The following is a 22118-nucleotide window of genomic DNA, read 5'->3' on the forward strand; positions in this document are numbered from 1 at the left end:
ACATAAAGCATTTGGTTAAGTTATCAAGTGACACGGGCAGCCGCTTCATATTAAAATATGGTCATAAGCTGAAATTATAGGAGGACGAACATGAGTTGGAGTAAGAGTTACGAACGCTGGAATCAGGCCGAACAATTAGATTCAGAATTGAAAAAATTATTGGCGGACGCAGAAGGAAACGAGCAGCTGCTGGAAGATTTTTTCTACAAAAATCTTGAGTTCGGAACAGGAGGCATGAGAGGAGAAATCGGGCCGGGTACGAACAGAATGAACATTTACACGGTCCGCAAAGCATCCGCCGGACTTGCGGCGTATATCGCGAAACAGGGGGAAGACGCGAAAAAAAGAGGGGTTGCGATCGCATACGACTCCCGTCATAAATCTCCTGAGTTTGCGATGGAAGCTGCAAAAACCCTTGCTTCCCAAGGCATTCAAACATACGTATTTGATGAGCTCCGCCCGACGCCTGAGCTGTCTTTTGCGGTGAGAAAGCTGAACGCTTATGCCGGCATCGTCGTGACGGCCAGCCATAACCCGCCTGAATATAACGGATATAAAGTGTACGGCGATGACGGCGCACAGCTGCCGCCGAAAGAAGCGGACATCGTCATTGCGGAAGTGAATGCCATAGAAAATGAATTAACGATTCAAGTTGAAGATGAACAGTCGCTGAAAGAAAAAGGTTTGATTAAAATAATCGGTGAAGAAATTGATAAACCGTATACTGAAAAACTGACTTCCATCTCCGTACATCCCGAGCTTTCGGATGAAGTGGATGTCAGCGTCGTGTTCACTCCGCTGCACGGCACGGCAAATAAACCGGTGCGCCGCGGTCTTGAAGCACTCGGTTACAAAAACGTCACCGTCGTAAAGGAGCAAGAGCTGCCGGACCCGGATTTTTCAACCGTCAAATCGCCGAATCCGGAAGAGCACGCGGCATTCGAATATGCCATTAAGCTCGGAGAAGAACAAAATGCCGATATTCTCGTCGCTACGGACCCGGATGCCGACCGTCTCGGCATTGCCGTAAAAAACAGCGAAGGCAAGTACACAGTGCTGACGGGAAACCAGACAGGCGCGCTTTTATTGCATTACCTGCTTTCCGAGAAGAAAAAACAGGGCACCCTTCCTGAAAACGGTGTCGTCATGAAAACGATTGTCACGAGCGAATTGGGCCGCGCCGTCGCTTCATCGTTCGGATTAGATACGGTTGACACGCTGACAGGCTTCAAATTTATCGGTGAAAAGATCAAAGAATATGAAAAATCAGGCCAATACACGTTCCAGTTTGGGTATGAAGAAAGCTACGGCTACTTAATCGGCGATTTCGCGCGTGACAAAGACGCGATCCAGGCTGCGCTGTTAGCCGTCGAGGTATGCGCCTTTTATAAAAAGCAGGGCATGTCGCTTTATGACGCGCTGCTGTCCATTTTTAAAGAATACGGATATTACCGTGAAGGCTTGAAGTCATTGACGTTAAAAGGAAAACAGGGAGCAGAGCAGATTTCCGCTATCCTGACTTCATTCCGAAACGATCCGCCGAAGCAGATGGCCGGAAAACAAATCACGCAGGCTGAAGACTATTCAACGGGAAAACGGACTGTATTTGCCGATCATCATGAAGAAGATATTGATCTGCCGAAGTCAAATGTCCTGAAATATTTCCTTGAAGACGGCTCTTGGTTCTGCCTTCGTCCATCAGGAACGGAGCCGAAAGTGAAGTTCTATTTCGCCGTGAAGGGAACTTCTTTACAAGACAGCGAACAGCGTCTTGCCGCATTATCTGAAGCAGTCATGAAAACGGTGGATGACATAGTGGAAAAAACGAAATAAACAACAAACCGCCGGAAGCGACATCCGGCGGTTTTTTTATACGCCTCATCCGAAAGTATGAGGAAAATTCATGCTGAAAACAAAGGAATATACAGAAAAGAATTGATATAATATGGATAATTCTGATTGGCCGGAGTGAGGGAAATTGACGAAAACGACGGTAGAAACGTTAAAAACGTTAAAAGCGATTGCGGAAACCTTAAACCAAAACCACGATTTAAAGGAAGCGCTTGATAAAGTGCTCCGCGAACTGCTCAGCCTGACCGGACTGCAGACAGGGTGGATTTTTCTGATTGAGCCGGACGGGTCTTATACGCTCGCCGCATCTGCTTATTTACCGCCGGCTCTCGGTCAGCGGGAAAATGCACTCATGTGCAGCGGGGAATGCTATTGTCTGACCAAATTCAGCAATGGCGGATTGACAAAGGCCGTAAACATAATGAATTGTAAACGGATTGAATTTGCGGAACAGACGACGAACTGCCGCGATACGGAGGGCATTACCCATCATGCGACCGTACCGCTTGAGGACGGCGGCCGGAAGTTCGGTTTATTAAACGTCGCCGCAAGTGAAAAGACATTTTTCAACGAAGAAGAACTGCATCTGCTTGAAGCGGTTGCATTTCAAATCGGAACGGCGATTCAGCGGATGAAATTGGCCGAATTTGAGCAGCAGAACGCCCTGTTGATGGAACGAAGCAGACTTGCGCAAGACCTGCATGATTCCGTCAATCAGATGCTGTTTTCCGTCAGCTTAACGGCAAAAGCCGCAAAGAGCTTTACAGATGATGATCGGCTCCGGCAGATGATTACGTTTATTCAAGAGCTGTCTCAGGATGCGCTAACAGAAATGAGGGCGCTCATTTGGCAGCTGAAGCCGGAAAGCTTAACGAAAGGGCTGTATGCGTCGATCAAAAGCTACGCCGCTCTTATCGGCCTGGAAGCCGTTTGTGAAACGGAGGATGAGCTGGAGCTTACGGATGAACAGGAATACGCGCTTTGGCGGATCGCCCAGGAAGCCTTGAATAACTGTAAAAAGCATGCGGGAACGGACCGGGTTATCATTTCCGCCGTTAAAAAGCCGGGTTACGCTGAGCTTTACATTAGCGACCGTGGAGCGGGCTTCAGCGCTGATGCGCATGCTGTGCTCCCATCGCTCGGCGTGGCCGGCATGAAAGCACGGGCTGAAGCGATCGGAGGCCGCTTTACACTGCAATCCGAGCTTGGCGCCGGAACGATTGTCTCCGTTCGGCTTCCGTTTCGGGACAGGAGGTCTGATTGATGAAAATTGTGATTGCTGATGATCATCATGTTGTCCGCAAAGGACTGCGCTATTTCTTCGCCACTCAGGAAGACATTGAAGTTGTCGGTGAGGCGTCCACCGGTGCTGAAGCGCTTCAGCAAGCTGAAAAGACGGAGCCGGACATCATTCTGATGGATTTATCAATGCCTGATATGGACGGCATAGAAGCGGCAAAAATCGCGGCTGAACGATTTCCGGACATCAGTATCGTCGTTTTGACGAGCTATTCTGATCAGGAGCACGTCATTCCCGCCCTTAAAGCCGGCGCAAAAGCGTATCAGCTGAAAGACGCTCAGCCCGATGATTTAGTGAAAACGCTCCGGGAAGTGTATTCCGGACGTTACCGGCTGTCGGCGGATATTGTGCCTCACGTGCTGACCCATATGGTTCAGGATGATCAGGATAAGGAAAAATATTATCAGCTGACCCCCCGTGAAAAAGATGTTCTTCAAGAAATAGCCAAAGGAAAAAGCAATAAGGAAATTGCGGCGGCCCTGTTTATTTCAGAAAAAACAGTGAAGACCCACGTGTCCAACCTGCTGTCAAAGCTGAATCTTTCCGACCGGACGCAGGCGGCATTGTATGCGGTAAAATATAATGTTTTTGGAAAGGCGGTAAAATCATGAGCATATTAGTGATCAGCGGCACACCGAGAAAAAACGGGCGGACTAGAATTGCCGCTTCTTATATCAGAGATCGGTTTCATACCGATTTTATTGATTTGAGCGAAAGTGAACTGCCGCTTTATAACGGTGAAGAAGAACAGAACGAGCTGTCTTCAGTGCAAAAGTTAAGGCGGCAGGTGAAAAAGTCGGCGGCCGTCGTCTTATTATCTCCCGAGTATCACAGCGGCATGAGCGGCGCTTTAAAAAACGCCATCGATTTTTTAAGCAGCGATCACTGGGCATACAAACCGGTGGCCATCATTGCCGCGGCGGGCGGAGGAAAAGGAGGCATGAACGCGCTGGCGAATATGCGGACGGTCATGCGGGGCGTCTATGCAAATGTCATCCCGAAACAGCTGGTCTTAGACCCGATTCACATCGACATGGAGCGCCGGACCGTACTGAGGATATGGCGGTCAGCCTGAAAGACATGATCGAAGAGCTGAATATGTTCACAAACACAAGAAATCCCGGCGTCTGACGCCGGGATTGTTTTATGTCAGCATGGCTAATTGATCTTCATAAGCGAGTTCTGTCGCATGATCAATATACCCGAGTAGGGAATACAGCTCTTTTTCAAGCACCGCATGATCGTATTCGAAATGATACACGTGCAGAAAGTGCTCAATACGCTTTGATAATAAATCATCTTTGGTACGAACCATCAAAATTAATAAATTGTCCCATTGAGACCGGTGTGTGTAATACAAGGCTTTATCATAATCGGCATGATCCATCTTACGCTTCTCCTTTCAATGAGAAGTTCTCCGTTAGTTTATGCCGCCGAAGCCCGGATGCAACGGGGGAAAACTTGGTGTCCTTATCATTGCGGCATAGCAATATGAGGGAGACATAAAATAAAACCGCATATCCGTCTCTTCTTTGGACACGCTAAGATTGACAAAAAACGACTCAGGAGAACATAAAGATGAAATCCCTTCCATTTGCGCTTGCCCTCTTGTTTTGCGGCATTCTCATTGCCTCTATCGCTGAAAAAGGGCATACAGAACACCTCGATCCGTCAGTTGAAAAATGGGAACAGCTCGCATGGAACCAGCTTGAACGTGAATACAAGGGGGCCGAGCTTACCGATTATTCGTACATGGGCCGTACAAAAGTGAACCGGGAACAGACGAAAGACGTGTTTCGCGTAACGGTGCAAACCGCAAAAGAAACGTTTTCATCCCGTGCTGAAGTGTATTTCCATCCCGTAACAAAACACGTGATCAGCATCAATATTTTCAGACTGTAAAAAAGCTGCACAGCCTTATGCGGCCGTACAGCTTATCAGATATCAGAAGAAACGTTTTGCGCCGAGGTAGCGCTGTTTCCAATAGGAATTGTTCATGCTGGAAATAACGACACCCGAATCGTTGGCATTAATAAACTGGCCGTTCCCGAGATAAATACCGACGTGGGAAGGTCCGGCTTTATAAGTTGAGAAAAAGACAAAGTCACCGACCGCCGGCTGGCTGACTGATGTCATCGTATTCCAGTAGCCTGCGGCTGAAAGTCTGGATACAGAAGTGACCTTATTGAGAACGTAATAAATGAAACCGCTGCAGTCAAAGCCTCTCGGCGTCGTCCCGCCCCATACATACGGTACGCCCAGCTGAGCTTTTGCGGCATCGATCATTACATTAATCTTCGCGCTTGTTGAACCTGTGCCGCCGGACTGATTCGGTGTCGTGTTTGTCTGCTGCCCGGTAATCGTCAGCTTCTGTCCGATTTGTAGAACGTCTGTTTTCAGATTGTTTTTCTCGCGGATCTGCTGGGCGGTTACATTGAACTTTTGGGCGATCACCCATAAAGAATCCCCGCTTTTCACGGTATATGTAGTGGTTTTCCCTGTATTTCCGGACTGGTTCGGAGCTGACGGTGAAGACGAAGAGCCGGAAGAAGACGTTTTGGTCAGCTTCAGCACTTGTCCGACCCGCAGCATGTCTGACGTCAGTTTGTTGATGCTTCTGATTTGCTGAACCGTCATATTGTATGCGTTTGCGATTTTCCAGAGTGAGTCTCCGCTTTTTACTGTATAGGAGGACGTTTGCGTCTGGTTTTTATTTTGGTTTGAATTGTCTTTTGACGGCGTGTTTCCCGAAGAAGACGTTCCTTTTGTTTTCAGGACTTGGTTTACGTAGATCGTATCCGTTTTTAAGTTGTTTAATACTTTGAGTTCCGCAATGGTCATATTGACGCTGTTTGCGATCTTCCATAGGGAATCGCCGAGTTTTACTTTATAGGTCCCGGAAGATGATGACTGATTTTTGCTGCTGTTTGAGCTGCTGCCCGGCGCGGTTTTTTTCTGATCGGTGCTTGAGGAAACTTTCCCCGTCACTTGCAGCTTCTGTCCGGCGCGGATTAAGTCGCTTGTCAGACCGTTCAATTTTTTCAGTTCCTGTACGGACATTTTAAAATCAGATGCGATCAGCCACAGCGAATCGCCGTTTTTCACTGTATAAACGCTTTTAGTCGTGCCGCTGTTCTTTGAAGATGGCTTTTTGCTGCCGGAATCTGATTTGCCGTTAGGGATGGTGAGCGTCTGCCCGATAGAAATAACGGTGGATTTTAGATGATTCGCTGATGTAATGGCATCCACGCTTGTATTGTAGTTTTGGGCAAGCTTCCATAATGAATCTCCGCTTTTAACCTTAATCGTTTGTGCTTCTGCCGGTGTTACAGCTAACGCAGACCCGACGATCGCAGATGCAGTCAAACCGACCGCTACCTTTTTTTTCATAGTGAATCTCCCTTTTCCTGCGATAATTTTTCTATCCCCATTCGTTGCAGCCGCAAGGTGAGGATATCAGTAATGATAATCTTTATATCGGCACTTGTCTGCAATCGTTTATCATATTAATAGAAATAGTCCTTTTTTCTTATGCCGGCATAAAAAAAAGAAGGAATGCGGACATTCCTTCAGCTTCTGAGCAGTCTCATAATCTCCTCTTTGTTTTTGACCAGATCCCTTAACGTATATTTGTCTAAAACGGCCAGGTAAGCTTGCAGGGCTTCATTCAGAAGGTTCTTTAAGTTGCAGGCGGGAGATATGATACAGAGATTTTTTTTGGAGTCAAAGCATTCTACGATGTTAAAGTCGTCTTCTGTATTTCGAACGACTTCTCCAATGTTTATGTCTTCCGGTGTCATTCCTAATCGAATTCCGCCTCCCCGGCCCCGGATCGTTTCGACATACCCGAGCTGGCCGAGACGGTAAATGACTTTCATGAGGTGGTTTTTAGAGATGGAATAAGTATCTGCGATTTCTTTTATGTTGGAAAGTTCGTCGGAATGTCTGGAAGCCAAAAAAATCAAAACGCGTAAAGAGTAATCGGTATAGTTCGTTAATTTCATAGAATGACCTCGAAAAAAGAGATTTTGCTTCTGTTACAGTCTATCATATATGAATCTAAAATGAAAAAAAAGGAATTTGCTCCCTTAACTTTTTAAAAAAAACGTGCGCTCCTTCTGAGCACACGTTTTTTTCGTTAAGACATCGGCGGCTTACGATCGTCAGCCGATTGATGTTTTTCAATTTTGCGATCCAATTTTGCGAGATAACGGGAGGCAAATTCTTTTCCGCCAAGCCCGAATGAAAGTCCGAAGGCAAGCGCGAAACCGCCCAGAATCAGAATAAACGCGGCATTTACGATCGTGTCGGCGACACCGAGCTGATCCAGCGCCATAAAGATTGAGAGAGTGATAATGGTATATTTCGCAAGCGGCGCCAGGAATCTGAATTCCTTTCCGCTCAGCATGCCGGCAAGCAGCCTGCTGACGAGCTGTCCGGCCAAAAGTCCGATTCCGAGAATAAATACAGCGGCCAGAACATTAGGCAGGTAAGCGATAATACCGGTTGCGATAACGACGAGAAATTCGAGATGAACAAGCTGCAGCGCCTCTGCCGTAAAGAGCAGGACGATGATGATCTGAACAATCATGCCGACCGTCTGAGAAAGCGTCAGCTTCGGGGTGCCCGCCTGTTCAAAGCCCATTTTACCGAGAAGAGAGTCGAAACCGGCCCGGTGCAAGAGCCCGGATACAATGCTGTTGACCCATTTTCCGACCCAGATGCCGGCGATGATCAGCACAATACCGATGATGATATTAGGTAGCATTGTGAAGACCGTGTGCAGCATGGCTGACGCCGGTTCAGAAATACCCGCCACATCAAGCCGGTCAAGCGCAGAGATAATCACCGGAATGAAAATCAGCACGTAGACAATCGTTCCGATGATTGCCGACAGGCTCGTATCCTTCAGATAAATAGAAAGCCCCATACGTGCGGCGAGCCTTTCCGTGCCGATACTCGCCAGAAAGTTTGTGACGATATCACGGACGAGACGGGCAACAAGCCAGCCAATTAAAACAATCAGCGCCGCGGCGAATAATTTCGGTATAAAGGACAAAACGCTTTGGATCATATTTGTAAACGGCCCTGATACTCCGCTGATTTGGAGAGCGGACAAGACGCCGGGCAGGAACAAGAGCAAGACGAAGTAAAAAACGATTCGTGAAGCGGCCGTAACGGATCTGCTCATCTCCGCTTCTTCAGACACCATTGTCCATTTTCTGAGCCGGGCGTTTTCAGCGAGTTTCATGCCCGCTTTTTTGACGAGATAGCTGAAAAGCGAAGCGGCCGCCCAGCCCACGAGCAGAATCAAGCCGGCTTTTAAGACGCTCGGCACAGCCGCCGTTATCGCCGACAGCATGCTGACAAAAGGCGAAGCCACGGTTGTCAGATGCAGAATGTTAAAGAATAAAATAAAAACGATGATTAATGCGATAAAATAAATGACTTTACTGATGACTTTTTCTGAGGAATAGCGCGCCGGCTTTTTTTCGGCAAAGAGCCTGTCGTCGATTTTTGTTTTTTGCAGGCCTTTGTATACGGCTTTTTCAATGATTTTGGCAATGCCCCAGCCGATAAGCAGGACGAGCAGTGCAATGATCAGATTCGGGAGTTTGCTGAGATACGTCGTAAGCATGTCTGCTGTATTCAAGTAGAATCGCTCCTTTTCTTTTTGGGGTATGGTGTGTGTTTTACCCACTTATATATAAAGCAAACGGGGCGGATGTGCCGAAAGTTTTCAGTCGGAAACCGGCCTGTTATTTCATCTTTTGAGAGGAGGGGTCATACATTATAAATAAGTCCAAGTAGGGGGGATTCGCTTGAACGCGGAGGAGACAAAAGGTTTACAGCGGGCAATTGAGGAAATAACCGATATTGCGAAGGGTTTCGGCCTTGATTTCTACCCGATGAGATATGAAATTTGCCCGGCTGAAATTATTTATACATTCGGCGCGTACGGCATGCCGACGAGATTCAGCCACTGGAGTTTCGGCAAACAATTTCATAAGATGAAACTCCATTATGATCTCGGTTTGAGCAAAATTTATGAACTTGTCATTAATTCCAACCCTTGCTACGCTTTTTTGCTGGACAGCAATTCGCTGATCCAAAATAAATTAATTGTAGCCCATGTTCTTGCCCATTGTGATTTTTTCAAAAATAACTGCCGCTTTCAAAATACGAACCGGGACATGGTTGAGAGTATGGCGGCTGCGGCGGAGCGGATTAAGCATTATGAAAGAATTCACGGGATAAAAGAGGTGGAGTCCTTTTTAGATGCCATTCTGGCGATTCAGGAGCATATCGATCCGTCGCTTGTCAGGCCGAAGCTGCTGTGGAGCGTCGATGACGAAGAGGAGGACGAAGAAGAAACCGCGGCATCGCCTTACGATGATTTATGGGGAATGGATAAGCCGAAGCAGGTGAAAAAGAAAAAAGGGAAAAAACCGTTTCCGCCCCGGCCGGAAAAAGATATTCTGCTGTTTATCGAGGAACATTCGCGGGAGCTTGAACCGTGGCAGCGTGACATTTTAACCATGATGAGAGAAGAAATGCTGTATTTCTGGCCTCAGCTGGAAACGAAAATCATGAACGAAGGCTGGGCATCCTATTGGCATCAGCGGATCATCCGCGAGCTTGACCTGACTTCAGATGAAGCCATCGAATTTGCGAAGCTGAACGCAGGCGTCGTTCAGCCGTCAAAAACGGGAATCAACCCGTATTATTTAGGGCTGAAAATTTTTGAAGACATCGAAGAGCGTTATGACAACCCGACAGATGAAATGAAAAAAACAGGGGTAAAGCCCGGTTCCGGCCGCGAGAAAATGTTTGAGGTCAGGGAAATTGAATCGGATATCTCATTTATCCGCAATTATTTGACGAAAGATCTCGTCATGCGTGAGGATTTGTATTTATTCCAAAAGCAGGGCAGGGACTATAAAGTGATCGACAAAGAATGGAAGGCCGTGCGCGACCAGCTCGTGAACATGCGGGTCAACGGGGGATTTCCTTATCTGACCGTCAATGACGGGGATTACCTGAAGAATAATGAGCTTTATATTAAACATTGGTATGAGGGAATTGAGCTTGATCTGAAATACTTGGAGAAAGTGCTGCCGTATCTGTACCAGCTGTGGGGCAGGAGCGTGCACATCGAATCTGTTCTTGAAGACAGAGAAGTGATGTTCTCGTATGACGGCAAAGGAGTGCACCGGAGATATCTGTAAAAGAAGAAAGGATGCGGGGAAACCCCCGCATCCTTTTTTATTTTCCGTGTTTCAGGATGTGAAAAATCTTTTTGGCCTGGTCCGTGTTGTTTAAAAGCCCCGTAAATGACTCTCTTCCCGGACCGTATGCGTAAACGGGAACTTCTTCGCCCGTATGATCGCCGGTTGTCCAGCCGCTGTTGGTTTTCGCATTAAAAAGCTTAATGATCGATTTGTAGACGCTCTTGTCAGCATCCTGTTTTGCGGCCGTTTCGATCTGTTTAATTTCAGCTTTTGACCATTTCAGGTCTGTATAACGCGCAAGCACGGAAGATACGGATTTGCCCGCTTTGATTTGGTCAGCCATAAATGCCGGGGTTTTCTTGGCGGCAAGAATCGGTTCAACATGCCAGTTTTTATCGTCATTTGCGCCGATCGTCAATCCGCCGGTGGTATGATCAGCCGTGGCAACGACAAGCGTATGTTTGTCCTTTTTGGCAAATGCGATCGCTGCTTTATACGCTTTTTCAAAATCCTTCATTTCACTCATTGCGCCGACTATATCATTGTCATGTCCCGCCCAGTCTATTTGGCTGCCTTCGACCATTAAGAAGAACCCTTTTTTATTCTTGTTCAGCCTGTCGATCGCCGCCGTTGTCATGTCTTCTAATGAAGGGACGGCGTTTGACCGATCGATTGCTTTATCGAGTCCGCCATCGGCAAACAGGCCGAGAATCTTCTTGTTACGATCTTTTTTCAGCTCCTGTTTTGATGTCACATAGCTGTATCCCGCTTTTTTGAAATCCTTTGTTACATTGCGGTCTTTACGGATAAAGTTTGATTTGCCGCCTCCGAGGAGCACATCGACTTTTTGTTTTCCGTTGATGCGGTCATCAAAGTAGCTGCTTGCGATGTCATCCATATTCTTTCGGGATTTGTTATGGGCTCCGAATGCCGCAGGGGTGGCGTGGGCAATCTCCGAAGTTGCGACAAGTCCGGTGGATTTCCCTCTTTGTTTCGCTTCTTCGAGGACGGATTTGACCCGCTTTCCTTTTTTATCGACTCCGATCGCCGCGTTATACGTTTTCACGCCCGTAGCCATTGCCGTGCCAGCCGCCGCGGAATCGGTAATATTGGAATCAGGATCGTCAGGATAAGTCATCATCATACCGGCGAGATTGGGGTCGAATGCCGTCAGTTTCATACCATCCGAAGGCTTTCCTTTGTTAATGACCGAACGGTAGGCGTTCATATAGGGAGCGCCCATTCCGTCGCCGACCATGAAGATGACGTTTCTGATCTCGTTTTTGTCAGGCTGTTTTTTTGCCGCAGCCTGTTCAGAGTGCTGAAACCCCGCGCCCGCAATCAGACCGGCTGTCAGCACAGATACGGCTGCCGCCGGCAGAAGTTTTGATCGAACCTGTTTAAATAGACTCATTCTCACTCGTCCTCCTTTAATCGTGTCTGCATGTCTAATGGTAGGGGGTGTTTGTAAAGAGCGCCTGTTTCTCCTGTAAATTTCAGGTGAAACATTGTTAGAAATGTAAATTCCGGTGTAACTTATGTTTTCAAGAAAGGGTGAAAACCATTCACTTTTTTGAAAAAGACGAGGATTTTTTTAACATGGAGTTATTTGGAAAGTAAACTGCTTTGTTTTTCCAAAATACGAGGATCACAGGAAAAAAACATGACAAATTGACTCGTTTTTCGTCACGTTTGAAATCAAATTGAAATATTTAATACCCTTAAAAACTTTTTTCAAAAACGAATTAGTAAGAAATTTGTCACGGGAAGTCAAGTCTATTTCTAGTGGAAATTGAACCTTATAATAGGAAACAGATAAAAACTTTAAAAAAGAGACACATAAAATAGATAGAATCATTCGGGGAGGAAAATATGAAAAAGCAACTTGTTACAGCAACAACGGCAGTGGTTTTGGGGACGACTTTGTTTGCGGGCGCGGCGTCTGCGCAAACGATTAAGGTAAAAAAAGGCGATACATTATGGGGACTTTCAAATCGGTATGGAACGTCAATTAATTCCATTAAATCTGAGAACAAATTAAAATCGGATATCATTTACATCGGTCAGACGCTTTCGATCAACGGTAAATCATCTTCAGGTTCAAATTCGGGCAGCAAGTCATCATCGTCTACATATAAAGTCGTAAAAGGCGACAGTCTTTGGAAAATTGCGAATAAATATAAAATGACGGTAAACCAATTAAAAAGTTTAAACGGTTTAAAAACGGACCTGATCCGCATCGGGCAAGTGCTTAAAGTAAAAGGATCAACTTCCGGTTCAGCGTCTTCAGGATCTTCGTCATCAAAGAAGCCTTCATCCAGCCATAATATTGCACAGACGAGCCTGAATGTAAACAAGCTGATTTCTGATGCGCAATCTTTAATCGGCACGCCGTATGTATGGGGCGGAACAACGACTTCCGGCTTTGACTGCAGCGGATTTATCTGGTACCTGTTAAACAAACAGACGAGTGTCGGCAGAACAAGCACTGCGGGATACTGGAGCTCAATGAAGAGCGTGTCCAGCCCGTCAAGAGGAGACTTCGTCTTCTTTACAACATATCAGGCCGGCCCTTCACACATGGGTGTGTACATCGGAAACAACAAGTTCATCCATGCCGGTTCTGACGGCGTCACAACAAGTGATCTGAATAACAGCTACTGGAAGCCGCGCTACCTGGGCGCGAAAAGATTCTAGCAGTGAGAGAAACCCGTTCATCCGAACGGGTTTTTTATTTAGACGGGGCAGAGCTCCATTTGTTTCACCTAAAAATGAAAATGTGATAAAAAATCTAAAAAGGTTTTCTTTTTTTCATTTTCATAGAGGGCGATGGCGTACGCGCCCGCGCTCGGCATCTGGGCGAATTCGCACGGAATTTCAATCATGCTGCCTGCGGCGAGTTCGGACCGTACCGCTGACAGCGGCAGAAATGAGACGCCCAGCCCCTCTTTAATAAATCGTTTCGTAATATGCGTCTGTGTCACCTTCATTGTTCTGACGAAAGGGAACTGTATTCTGACCTGGCGGAGCAAATCATCCCAATAGTCAGGATGGTTATGGGTCAAAAGCAGATATTGTCCGAACAGGTCTTTCACTTCATCCGCCTTCCCTGTCCCAGGTTTTCGGCCGGGTGGCGCGACGAGGACAACTGGGTCATTGTACAGGGGGAGGCAAGTGAGGGAAGATGATTGCACCTTTAAGCAGCTCAGTCCGATATCGGCTGAGCCGTTTCTGATTTGAGAGGCGATTTCTTCCGATTCGAAAATGGTGACCGTCATTTCGGTTTCTTTATTGTCCTCTGTATAACGCTTCATGACAGACGGGAGAACGGTGTCGGCGATAAGCGGCGAAACAGCGAGTGTCAGCGTGTGCGAGTAGCCCTGGCGCACCCTGTGCAGCTCCGCCATGCTGTTTTCATAGTCTTCCAAAAGTCTCATGGCAAACGGCACGTATGCTTTTCCTTCTTCCGTCAATTGTATTTTCCGGCCGCTCCGCTGAAACAGCTTGCAGCTGATTTCTTTCTCTAATAATTTTATATGAACGGTGACGGTCGGCTGAGATAAAAAAAGCGTTTCCGCCGTTTTTCTGAAATTCTCGTATTTTGCCGCGGTGACGAAGGTGTGAAGCCATTTAAAATCCATAGATGCACTCCTCTGATTAAAAGTTTTAATTAATTCCCTTAAAAATATTCATTATTTTTTAAATATTATATTTACTATAATAACAGAAAGAGGATAAGGGGGAATGAAATTGATTTATCGTGGATTGAAAGGGATTACTTGTGCAGAAACGGCGATCAGCCACATTGACGGAGAAAAGGGGCATTTAATATATCGCGGCTATGACGCGAAGGATATCGCATTGCAATTCAGTTTTGAAGAAGCGGCGTATCTCATTTTGAACGGGGCGCTTCCTGATGAGCGGCAATTGCTTGCGTTTCAGGAAGAACTTGCAGCCGAGCGCGGGCTTCCGAAACATTTGATCGGCTTACTGGAAACGCTTCCGGATGAAATGGACGACATGGCGGTGCTGAGAACGGCTGTTTCAGGTTTGGGCACAGATTCATTTACATATCCGCCCAAGCCGGAAGAAGCGATTAAACTGATTGCCGTCACACCGACGATTATTGCGTACAGATACCGCCGTAAACAAGGGCAGGAAGCGCTGTCACCCGAGGCGCGATACGGACACGTTGAAAACTATTTGTATATGCTGACAGGCAGGCAGCCGTCCGCAGCCCAAAAGAAAGCGCTTGAGACGTATATGATTCTGGCGATGGAACACGGGATGAATGCATCGACTTTTTCAGCGAGAGTCACGGTTTCGACTGAATCGGACTTAGTGTCTGCCGTCACTGCCGCACTGGGTACGATGAAAGGGCCGCTGCACGGAGGCGCGCCTTCAGGCGTCACGAAAATGCTTGAAGACATCGGGGAAAAAGAAAATGCAGAAGCGTATTTGACAGCGAAGCTTATGAGGGGAGAACGCCTGATGGGCTTCGGGCACAGGGTGTACAAAACAAAAGACCCGCGGGCGGAAGCGCTGCGCATAAAGGCTGAAGAAGTGGCGGGAAATGATCCGTCGCTTGACTTGGCGCTTTATGTGGAGAAGGAAGCCATCCGCTTGTTAGAGCAATATAAGCCCGGACGGAAGCTGTATACGAATGTGGAGTTTTACGCAGCGGCTGTGATGCAGGCCATTGATGTCGACAATGATTTATTTACGCCGACCTTTTCAGCAAGCAGAATGGCAGGCTGGTGCGCACATGTGCTTGAACAGTCCGCTGACAACATGATTTACAGACCGTCTGCGAAATACACCGGCGCTTTTCCCGAAACGGCTCAGCAGCTTTAATTACCGGCATATTTGTCCGTTTAACTCCCCGCACTGCGTGGTATCGTCTCAGTAATACCAATTGCAGGAGTGTGAGAATATGAATCCGATGGACAGACAGACGGAAGGACAAAAGCCGCAGGTGCAAAACCGCCAGCCCGGCATTGAGTCAGACATGGAGCCAAAACCGCTCTTGGAGGACCCGGATGTAAAAGGATCGGGCAGATTAAAAGGAAAAGTCGCCGTCATCACGGGCGGAGACAGCGGCATCGGCGCAGCGGCTGCGATCGCTTACGCGAAGGAAGGGGCGGATCTTGCCATCCTGTACCTAGACGAACATGCCGATGCCGAGAGAACGAAAAAGCGTGCGGAAGAATACCAGGCCGAATGCCTGTTAATTCCGGGAGACGTCGGTGATGAGGCGCATTGTCAGAAGGCGGTCCGGCAAGTCTTAGATCACTACGGAAAAATAGATATTCTCGTTAATAATGCGGCTGAGCAGCATCCGCAAAACGGGATTCTTGATATTACGGCTGAACAGCTGGAGAAGACATTCCGTACAAACATGTTTTCTATGTTTCATATGACTAAAGCTGTGCTGCCTCATCTCAAAAGAGGGAGCGCCATCATTAATACAACGTCGATTACCGCTTATCAGGGAGACACATCATTGATCGACTATTCGTGCACGAAAGGCGGCATCGTTTCCTTTACGCGTTCAATGGCGATGTCATTGGCCGATCAGGGGATCAGAGTAAATGCGGTGGCCCCCGGGCCGATCTGGACCGCCCTGATTCCGGCAACGTTTACTGAAGAAAAGGTGGAAAAGCACGGTCTGGACACTCCGATGGGAAGACCGGGACAGCCTGCGGAACACACCGGAGCTTACGTGCTTCTGGCTTCAGACGAATCTTCCTATATGACTGGGCAGACCATTCACGTAAATGGCGGCAGGTTTATTTCAACATAATACGCAAGTCTTATCCCGCGCTTTTAAAAAGTGCGGGATTTTTATTTGATTACAAATGGAAGTCTCCAGCCGAATCACTAATGTTAATATTTCACAGCAGAGAATCCGCTGAGTTCTGTTTTATGAAAACTGAAATAATATATAGAATTTTCAAAAAAGTCATTTTCATTTTTATATTTTTCGCTATAATATGATGTAGGAGAAAGGAATGATGTGCTGAAACATTTCATGCGAAAAATAAGAATTTAGTCATTATTGCTATTGTTGTCTGAATATTCTAACATATATTGATTTACAAGGAGTGAAGCAGATGAAGGGGAGCATATTCAGAAAGAAAAGCATTCAGGACCTGCTTGCCGCAACGGGCGGGGAAAAGTCGCTGAAAAGAGAGTTAGGGGCCTTTGATCTGACCCTTCTGGGGATAGGGGCCATCATCGGAACGGGAATTTTTGTATTAACCGGAACAGGCGCTGTCACGGCGGGGCCGGGGCTGACCGTTTCATTTGTCATCGCCGCTCTTGCGTGTTTATTTGCGGCTTTGTCATATGCCGAATTTGCTTCAAGCGTCCCGGTTTCCGGTTCCGTCTACACGTTTACTTATGCGACACTGGGTGAACTTCTCGCATTTATCATCGGATGGGATTTAATCTTGGAATATATGCTCGCCGTCAGCGCGGTTTCGGTCGGCTGGTCCGGCTATTTTCAATCATTCTTGGCGGGCTTCGGCATTCATCTTCCGACTGCATTAACGGCCGCGCCGGGATCTATTAAAGGCACGGTCACATTCTTTAATCTCCCCGCATTTGTTATCGTGCTTGCGATTACATTCCTCCTGTACTTAGGCATTAAGGAATCGAAGCGGGTCAATAATATTATGGTCATTTTGAAGGTTCTGGTTGTTCTATTGTTTATCGCCGTTGCGGCCGTATATGTCAAACCTCACAACTGGCAGCCGTTTATACCGATGGGGTTCGGCGGTGTTTTCAGTGCCGCGGCGCTCGTTTTCTTCTCTTTTATCGGTTTTGACGCCGTCTCTTCCGCCGCTGAAGAAACGAAAAATCCGGCGAAGGATCTGCCGAAAGGAATTATCTTTTCATTAATCGTCTGCACTGTGCTGTATGTGACCGTATCGGCGATTATGACGGGCGTCGTTTCGTTTGCCCGCTTTGAAGGCGTTGACCATCCCGTGTCTCTCGTCCTGCAGATGGCCGGACAGAATTGGGTGGCCGGGATTATTGATATCGGCGCAGTGTTGGGAATGACAACGGTGATGCTCGTCATGCTGTACGGCCAGACGAGGGTGATGTTTGCCATGTCCCGTGACGGTTTGGTGCCGGGGGCGCTTTCAAAAGTCCATCCGAAGCATAAAACGCCGCACGTGGTGACATGGGTGTTCGGCATCCTGTCGGCATTACTCGGCTCACTCGTCCCGCTTGATGAGCTGGCGAAGCTGGTGAACATCGGCACGCTTGCCGCATTTGTCCTGATTTCAGTAGCGGTTATCGTATTGAGAAAGAAACAGCCTGATCTGCCAAGAGCTTTTAAATGTCCGGGGGTTCCCTTTATTCCGATATTATCCATTCTGTTCTGCGTATTTTTGATTATTAACCTTGGCGCCACCACCATATTCCGTTTCTTTATCTGGCTGATCATCGGTCTGGTGATTTATTTCTTATATTCGAGAAAGCATTCGAAATTAAACGGGGATTTGTAAGGAGCGGCACCCGCCGCTCCTTTTTATTTTTCGGAATAATGAAACATATTGAAATGGGCTTAAGTTATCGCAGCGAATAAGGGATAATATAGGGCGGAAGGGAAGTGGAAAGTCGTGTCTGACCAAAAAAGGGTTCAATGGGCCTCAAAAATAGGATTTATTATGGCCGCTGCCGGTTCGGCGATCGGCCTGGGAGCCATTTGGAAGTTCCCTTACGTAGCGGGTACGAACGGAGGAGGCGCTTTTTTTCTTGTATTCGTCCTCTTTACCGTACTTTTAGGCTATCCGCTTTTGCTCGGTGAATTTATTTTCGGAAGACGGAGCCAGACAAATGCGATTGATGCCTACAAACAAGCCGCGCCGAAGTCGGTATGGCACCTCACAGGTTATGTGGGTGTGGCGGCCTGTTTTTTAGTTTTGTCTTTTTACAGTGTTGTCGGCGGGTGGATTTTGCTTTATGTGTTAAAAGCTGTTACGGGTTCTTTATCCGGGCTCACTCAGGAGCAGTACGGAACGGTGTTCGGGACGGTCATTGAAAATCCGATCCAGACTCTCGCCGCGCAGCTTGTATTTATGATCATGACCGTGGCGGTCGTCGCAAAGGGCGTGCAGAAAGGGATTGAACGTGTCAGTGCGGTGCTGATGCCGGTTTTATTCGTGCTGTTTCTATTGCTTGTGCTGCGATCAGTCACGCTCGATCATGCCGTTGAGGGGATTAGATTTTTATTGGTTCCGCACTTTGAAGATTTGACGCCGGAATCCATCCTATATGCTTTAGGACAGGCGTTCTTTACATTAACGCTCGGCGTTTCGGTCATGGTGACATACAGTTCGTATCTGCCGAAAACCCAAAACCTTCCGGGATCGGCGGGTTCCATTGTTGTGATGAATGTGCTCGTCACGCTGTTTGCGGGACTGGCCATTTTTCCGGCGGTTTTTTCGTTCGGCTTTAAACCGGATGAAGGGCCTACACTGCTGTTTACCGTACTGCCGGCTGTGTTTGACCGGCTGCCGTTCGGCTCGCTGTTTTTTATCAGCTTTCTGGCGGTCTTTTTCTTCGCCGCGCTGACTTCGGCCTTTTCGATGGTGGAAATTATCGTAGCGACTGTCGGGAAAGGTGATGAAACGAAAAGGAAGAAGCTGTCGTGGACAAGCGGTCTGCTCATTTTCTTAGTCGGAATTCCGTCCTGTTTATCATACGGTGTGCTCGGTGATGTTCATTTGTTCGGAAAAACGTTTTTTGATCTAGCGGATTTCACAGTGAGCAATGTGCTGATTCCGCTCGGCGCTTTATTAATATCAATCTTCATCCCGCTGAAAATACCGAAGCGGGAGCTGTTCGCCGAGATGAAAAGAGGTTCCGCCATCGGCTATCGTTTCTTTCAGGTGTGGTATTTCCTTCTGAAATATCTCGTGCCGCTGGCTATCATCGTCGTATTGCTGCATTTAATCGGCGTTCTTTCATTTTAAAAAAACAGGCCCCCGTAAAAGGGCCTGTTTTTATGTTTAAAAACCGAATTGCAGATTCGTATCAACGGCAACGATCGTATATACACAAACAATGACGAAAAGGTTGAGGATGACACCGAGCAGTCCCGGGCCCGTCCGTCCTTTTTTAATAAACAGCTCAATGATGCCGAACGGCACGGCGGCCATCGCAAACGGCAGCATCTGATAAGAATAGAAAGTCACATTGCTGATGATTGCCACGTTCAAAAGCAGCAGCGACAAAATCGCGGTACCGACTGATATCCAGCCGAAAACATTATGCTCTTTAAAAATTCTTACCAATTCCATAATTCCACCTCACCGATGTTTGCTGCTTTTACTGTTTTATTTTTCAGCAGACGTTCGATTTCTTTTGTCGGCCCCGTCACGACAGAGCCGTATACGTTCATTCCGTGATGTTCAACATAGTCGATTCGGCTGCCAAGATTCATGTCTTTGCGTTTCGATATTGCATGCGCCCATTTTTTATGGCGGGACATAAATTCAAGGGCATTGATAAATTGTTCACGGTCTGTCTGTCCTTGCGTTTCGAAAGAGGACACCATCTTGGAATCTTTCCCGGGAAATCCTAACGGCTCGGCATAAGGACTGTCTTTCAGATTTTTCTCCGTTTCGACCGCGTTCCATAAAAACTTCACATCGTATTTTTTAAAAGTTGAATATACTTGAGAAGAAGGGTAGGCCCGGTCATAAGAAAGATAGACCTCCGCCACGCTTCCTTCAGGCAATTTTTTCAATGTCTGTCCGGCTTTGTCAATCGTGCGTTCCTTTAAGCCGGAAGGATGGGCAAAATAATGCTTTGCCTGTGCCGCTTCTAGATCATAGTAGTTAACGGCAGGCGATTTGACCGTATCTAAAAACATTTCAATCCGTTCTCCGCCGACGGATTTCGTTTTTGTGCCGATCTGCTTTTGCAGCGGAAACTCTGTATTCATCCCAAACAGCTTCACCTGGCTTTTCAGTCCGGAGGTATCGACGAGTACGTTCGGCATGGTGGTCGCCACCGTCACGGCTGCGGTTTCCATTAATTGATTGCCGGTGCTTTCTTTTCCTCCCAAACCGTAATAGAGGTAGCTTCCCAAAGTGCAAAGCGGCAAAATCATCAAGGTGGAGATGACGGCGAGAACTGAAATCCGCAAATACGATTTGCGTTTTCCGTATGACAAAATGGCCTTCTGTTTTTCCGGGCTGATGCCGACGTCCCATTCCCGGTCGTCCTGCATTTCGCTTTCAATCAACTCCTGATAGACTTCAAGCTTTTCCAGCTCTTCTTCAAAGGCGGCCATTTCCCGGTCGCTCATTTCTCCATTTTTGTATTGGTAAAAACGCTTTTTAAATTCTTCATTCATCATTAACACCTCTATTATAAAGTGCTTTCAGCCGCTGTCTGGCACGAAATAAAACACTTTTAAAATTAGCCTCTGAAATATTCATAATATGGGATGCTTCTTTGTAATTCAGTTCTTTTAAATAATACAGTGTTAAGGCCTCCCGATAATTGTCGGGAAGTTCGGACATATACCCTGTCAGCACTTCCTTGATTTCAATCTGATGAGCCGGGCTTTGAACAGCCGTCTGAAAAAGGCTCCCAATTAAGTCATCGGAAATGGTCACTTCCTTTTTATGTTTTCTGACATAATCTATAAACGCATTTCTCGCCACTTGAAAAAGCCATGGCTTTACTTTGCTGTGGTCGTAGGAGTGAATGTGTATGTATGCCCTCATAAAGGTTTCCTGCAGCAAATCTTCAGCGAGATGCTTGTCTTTTGTCATGGAGAGCAGGAACCGGTAAACATCATTCATATACATTTGGTAAATTTCATCGATCGTCACTGCCTTTTCTCCCCTCTATGTTATACACGCATAAGAAAGGTTTAAAGTTGCACGTTCCATGCAAACGGCTTAAATTCATTTTCACCTCATCAAACACCATTTCTCTATAGTACCCAAAATCCGTCATAAAAGATAGAGATCGGCGGAGGAAAAATATATTTATTAGTACCAGGTAATAAAAAATATTGTTATAATAGAGAGAGAACACTTTTGATCATTACAACAAAGGAAGTGCGTTATGTATAAGTTTTGTGCAAATGCCATCAAATTCATTCTTTCTCTGCGCGGAGGAGTCAAAGTATACAATAAAGAGAATCTTCCGTCTGATAAAGGATTCGTTATCGCGTGCACGCATGCGGGCTGGGTGGACGTCCTCACGCTCGGTGTCGGGATATTGCCCCATCAGATTCATTATATGGCGAAAAAAGAGCTGTTTCAGAAAAAGTGGATCGGAAGTTTTTTAAAGAAGATTCACGCGTTTCCGGTTGATCGTGAAAATCCGGGTCCGAGCAGCATTAAAACGCCGATTAAGCTTCTGAAGGAAGGGAAGATTGTCGGGATTTTTCCGAGCGGCACGAGAACTTCTGAAGACGTCCCGCTGAAAAGAGGGGCCGTGACCATCGCCCAAATGGGGAAAGCGCCGCTCGTTCCGGCCGCATATAAAGGGCCGTCTACGGGAAAAGCGCTGTTTAAAAAGGGAAAAATGCGGCTTATCATCGGCGAGCCGATTTTTTTGGAGGACTTTTCCGATCTTGCGCCGAAGGAGAGGCTTGCGGCCATGACAGAAGAGCTGAATGCCAGAATTAAAGAGCTTGAGAAAAAACTTGAACAACTGTAAATGAAAAAAAGCTTGCCGTCTGTATCAGACGCGCAAGC

The 22118-nt window shown here is 46.9% G+C and carries 20 protein-coding genes and 1 pseudogene; 12 read left to right on the top strand and 9 right to left on the bottom strand.

Annotated features, from left to right (window positions below):
* The first annotated feature begins 90 nt into the window (after positions 1–90).
* From ACWJJS_RS05820 to ACWJJS_RS05835, 4 genes and pseudogenes are all read left to right on the top strand, one after another.
* On the top strand, positions 91–1833 hold the full coding sequence (locus tag ACWJJS_RS05820; RefSeq protein ID WP_071392057.1) for a phospho-sugar mutase: 1743 nt from the start codon (positions 91–93) through the stop codon (positions 1831–1833).
* 145 nt (positions 1834–1978) lie between these two features.
* Positions 1979–3115: a GAF domain-containing sensor histidine kinase gene (locus ACWJJS_RS05825; protein ID WP_454023400.1), complete on the top strand. Its 1137-nt coding sequence runs from the start codon at positions 1979–1981 to the stop codon at positions 3113–3115.
* Positions 3115–3762, top strand: a complete 648-nt coding sequence (locus tag ACWJJS_RS05830; RefSeq protein WP_176283217.1) for a response regulator — start codon at positions 3115–3117, stop codon at positions 3760–3762. The genes ACWJJS_RS05825 and ACWJJS_RS05830 overlap by 1 nt, the downstream gene beginning before the upstream one ends.
* Positions 3759–4282 (top strand): annotated as a pseudogene (locus ACWJJS_RS05835) (NADPH-dependent FMN reductase). Before ACWJJS_RS05830 ends, ACWJJS_RS05835 begins: the two are co-directional and overlap by 4 nt.
* 13 nt (positions 4283–4295) lie before the next feature.
* On the opposite strand, the gene ACWJJS_RS05840 reads toward ACWJJS_RS05835, so the two are convergent.
* Positions 4296–4538, bottom strand: coding sequence for a YhdB family protein (locus tag ACWJJS_RS05840; protein ID WP_454023401.1), 243 nt, complete (start codon positions 4536–4538; stop codon positions 4296–4298).
* Between the two features lie 191 nt (positions 4539–4729).
* Between ACWJJS_RS05840 and ACWJJS_RS05845 the strand changes: the two genes are divergently transcribed.
* The gene (locus ACWJJS_RS05845; RefSeq protein WP_003155332.1) at positions 4730–5053 is read left to right on the top strand and encodes a DUF3889 domain-containing protein; all 324 of its coding nucleotides are present in this window, start codon (positions 4730–4732) and stop codon (positions 5051–5053) included.
* A 42-nt stretch (positions 5054–5095) separates the two neighbouring features.
* On the opposite strand, the gene ACWJJS_RS05850 is transcribed toward ACWJJS_RS05845, so the two are convergent.
* The 3 genes from ACWJJS_RS05850 to ACWJJS_RS05860 form a co-directional block, all read right to left on the bottom strand.
* On the bottom strand, positions 5096–6541 hold the full coding sequence (locus ACWJJS_RS05850; protein ID WP_077721993.1) for a C40 family peptidase: 1446 nt from the start codon (positions 6539–6541) through the stop codon (positions 5096–5098).
* A gap of 179 nt (positions 6542–6720) precedes the next feature.
* The gene (gene nsrR / locus ACWJJS_RS05855; RefSeq protein WP_007610306.1) at positions 6721–7155 is read right to left on the bottom strand and encodes a nitric oxide-sensing transcriptional repressor NsrR; all 435 of its coding nucleotides are present in this window, start codon (positions 7153–7155) and stop codon (positions 6721–6723) included.
* A 134-nt stretch (positions 7156–7289) separates the two neighbouring features.
* Entirely contained in the window at positions 7290–8804 is a 1515-nt protein-coding gene (locus ACWJJS_RS05860) for a mechanosensitive ion channel (protein WP_146276418.1), read from the bottom strand.
* Between the two features lie 169 nt (positions 8805–8973).
* Between ACWJJS_RS05860 and ACWJJS_RS05865 the strand changes: the two genes are divergently transcribed.
* On the top strand, positions 8974–10380 hold the full coding sequence (locus ACWJJS_RS05865) for a SpoVR family protein (RefSeq protein ID WP_060562081.1): 1407 nt from the start codon (positions 8974–8976) through the stop codon (positions 10378–10380).
* Positions 10381–10417: 37 nt separating this feature from the next.
* Here the strand turns inward: ACWJJS_RS05865 and ACWJJS_RS05870 are convergent, their stop codons facing one another.
* Positions 10418–11797, bottom strand: coding sequence for an alkaline phosphatase (locus ACWJJS_RS05870; RefSeq protein ID WP_077721994.1), 1380 nt, complete (start codon positions 11795–11797; stop codon positions 10418–10420).
* A 458-nt stretch (positions 11798–12255) separates the two neighbouring features.
* On the opposite strand from ACWJJS_RS05870, the gene ACWJJS_RS05875 reads away from it, so the two are divergent.
* On the top strand, positions 12256–13080 hold the full coding sequence (locus tag ACWJJS_RS05875) for a C40 family peptidase (protein WP_024085067.1): 825 nt from the start codon (positions 12256–12258) through the stop codon (positions 13078–13080).
* Positions 13081–13148: 68 nt separating this feature from the next.
* Here the strand turns inward: ACWJJS_RS05875 and ACWJJS_RS05880 are convergent, their stop codons facing one another.
* Positions 13149–14024, bottom strand: a complete 876-nt coding sequence (locus ACWJJS_RS05880) for a LysR family transcriptional regulator (protein WP_003155320.1) — start codon at positions 14022–14024, stop codon at positions 13149–13151.
* Between the two features lie 109 nt (positions 14025–14133).
* Between ACWJJS_RS05880 and ACWJJS_RS05885 the strand changes: the two genes are divergently transcribed.
* From ACWJJS_RS05885 to ACWJJS_RS05900, 4 genes are all read left to right on the top strand, one after another.
* Complete coding sequence (locus ACWJJS_RS05885) at positions 14134–15237, top strand: citrate synthase/methylcitrate synthase (RefSeq protein WP_024085068.1); 1104 nt, start codon at positions 14134–14136, stop codon at positions 15235–15237.
* A gap of 79 nt (positions 15238–15316) precedes the next feature.
* Positions 15317–16186: an SDR family oxidoreductase gene (locus tag ACWJJS_RS05890; protein WP_454023402.1), complete on the top strand. Its 870-nt coding sequence runs from the start codon at positions 15317–15319 to the stop codon at positions 16184–16186.
* Positions 16187–16496: 310 nt separating this feature from the next.
* Positions 16497–17900 (top strand): amino acid permease, encoded by a 1404-nt coding sequence (locus ACWJJS_RS05895; protein ID WP_454023403.1) that lies wholly within the window; start codon positions 16497–16499, stop codon positions 17898–17900.
* 114 nt (positions 17901–18014) lie between these two features.
* Positions 18015–19370: a sodium-dependent transporter gene (locus ACWJJS_RS05900; protein WP_454023404.1), complete on the top strand. Its 1356-nt coding sequence runs from the start codon at positions 18015–18017 to the stop codon at positions 19368–19370.
* Between the two features lie 36 nt (positions 19371–19406).
* Here the strand turns inward: ACWJJS_RS05900 and ACWJJS_RS05905 are convergent, their stop codons facing one another.
* Genes ACWJJS_RS05905 through sigM form a run of 3 tightly spaced genes read right to left on the bottom strand, consistent with a single transcriptional unit; the run spans position 19407 to position 21242 of the window.
* A complete protein-coding gene (locus tag ACWJJS_RS05905; protein ID WP_003155315.1) occupies positions 19407–19697 on the bottom strand; it encodes an anti-sigma-M factor in 291 nt (96 codons plus the stop codon).
* Positions 19685–20761: an anti-sigma factor gene (locus tag ACWJJS_RS05910; RefSeq protein ID WP_154021541.1), complete on the bottom strand. Its 1077-nt coding sequence runs from the start codon at positions 20759–20761 to the stop codon at positions 19685–19687. The genes ACWJJS_RS05905 and ACWJJS_RS05910 overlap by 13 nt, the downstream gene beginning before the upstream one ends.
* Complete coding sequence (gene sigM, locus ACWJJS_RS05915) at positions 20751–21242, bottom strand: RNA polymerase sigma factor SigM (protein ID WP_003155312.1); 492 nt, start codon at positions 21240–21242, stop codon at positions 20751–20753. The genes ACWJJS_RS05910 and sigM overlap by 11 nt, the downstream gene beginning before the upstream one ends.
* A gap of 238 nt (positions 21243–21480) precedes the next feature.
* Between sigM and ACWJJS_RS05920 the strand changes: the two genes are divergently transcribed.
* A complete protein-coding gene (locus tag ACWJJS_RS05920; RefSeq protein WP_003155309.1) occupies positions 21481–22080 on the top strand; it encodes a lysophospholipid acyltransferase family protein in 600 nt (199 codons plus the stop codon).
* The last annotated feature ends 38 nt before the right edge of the window (positions 22081–22118 follow it).

This window comes from Bacillus sp. JK106, from assembly GCF_053663355.1.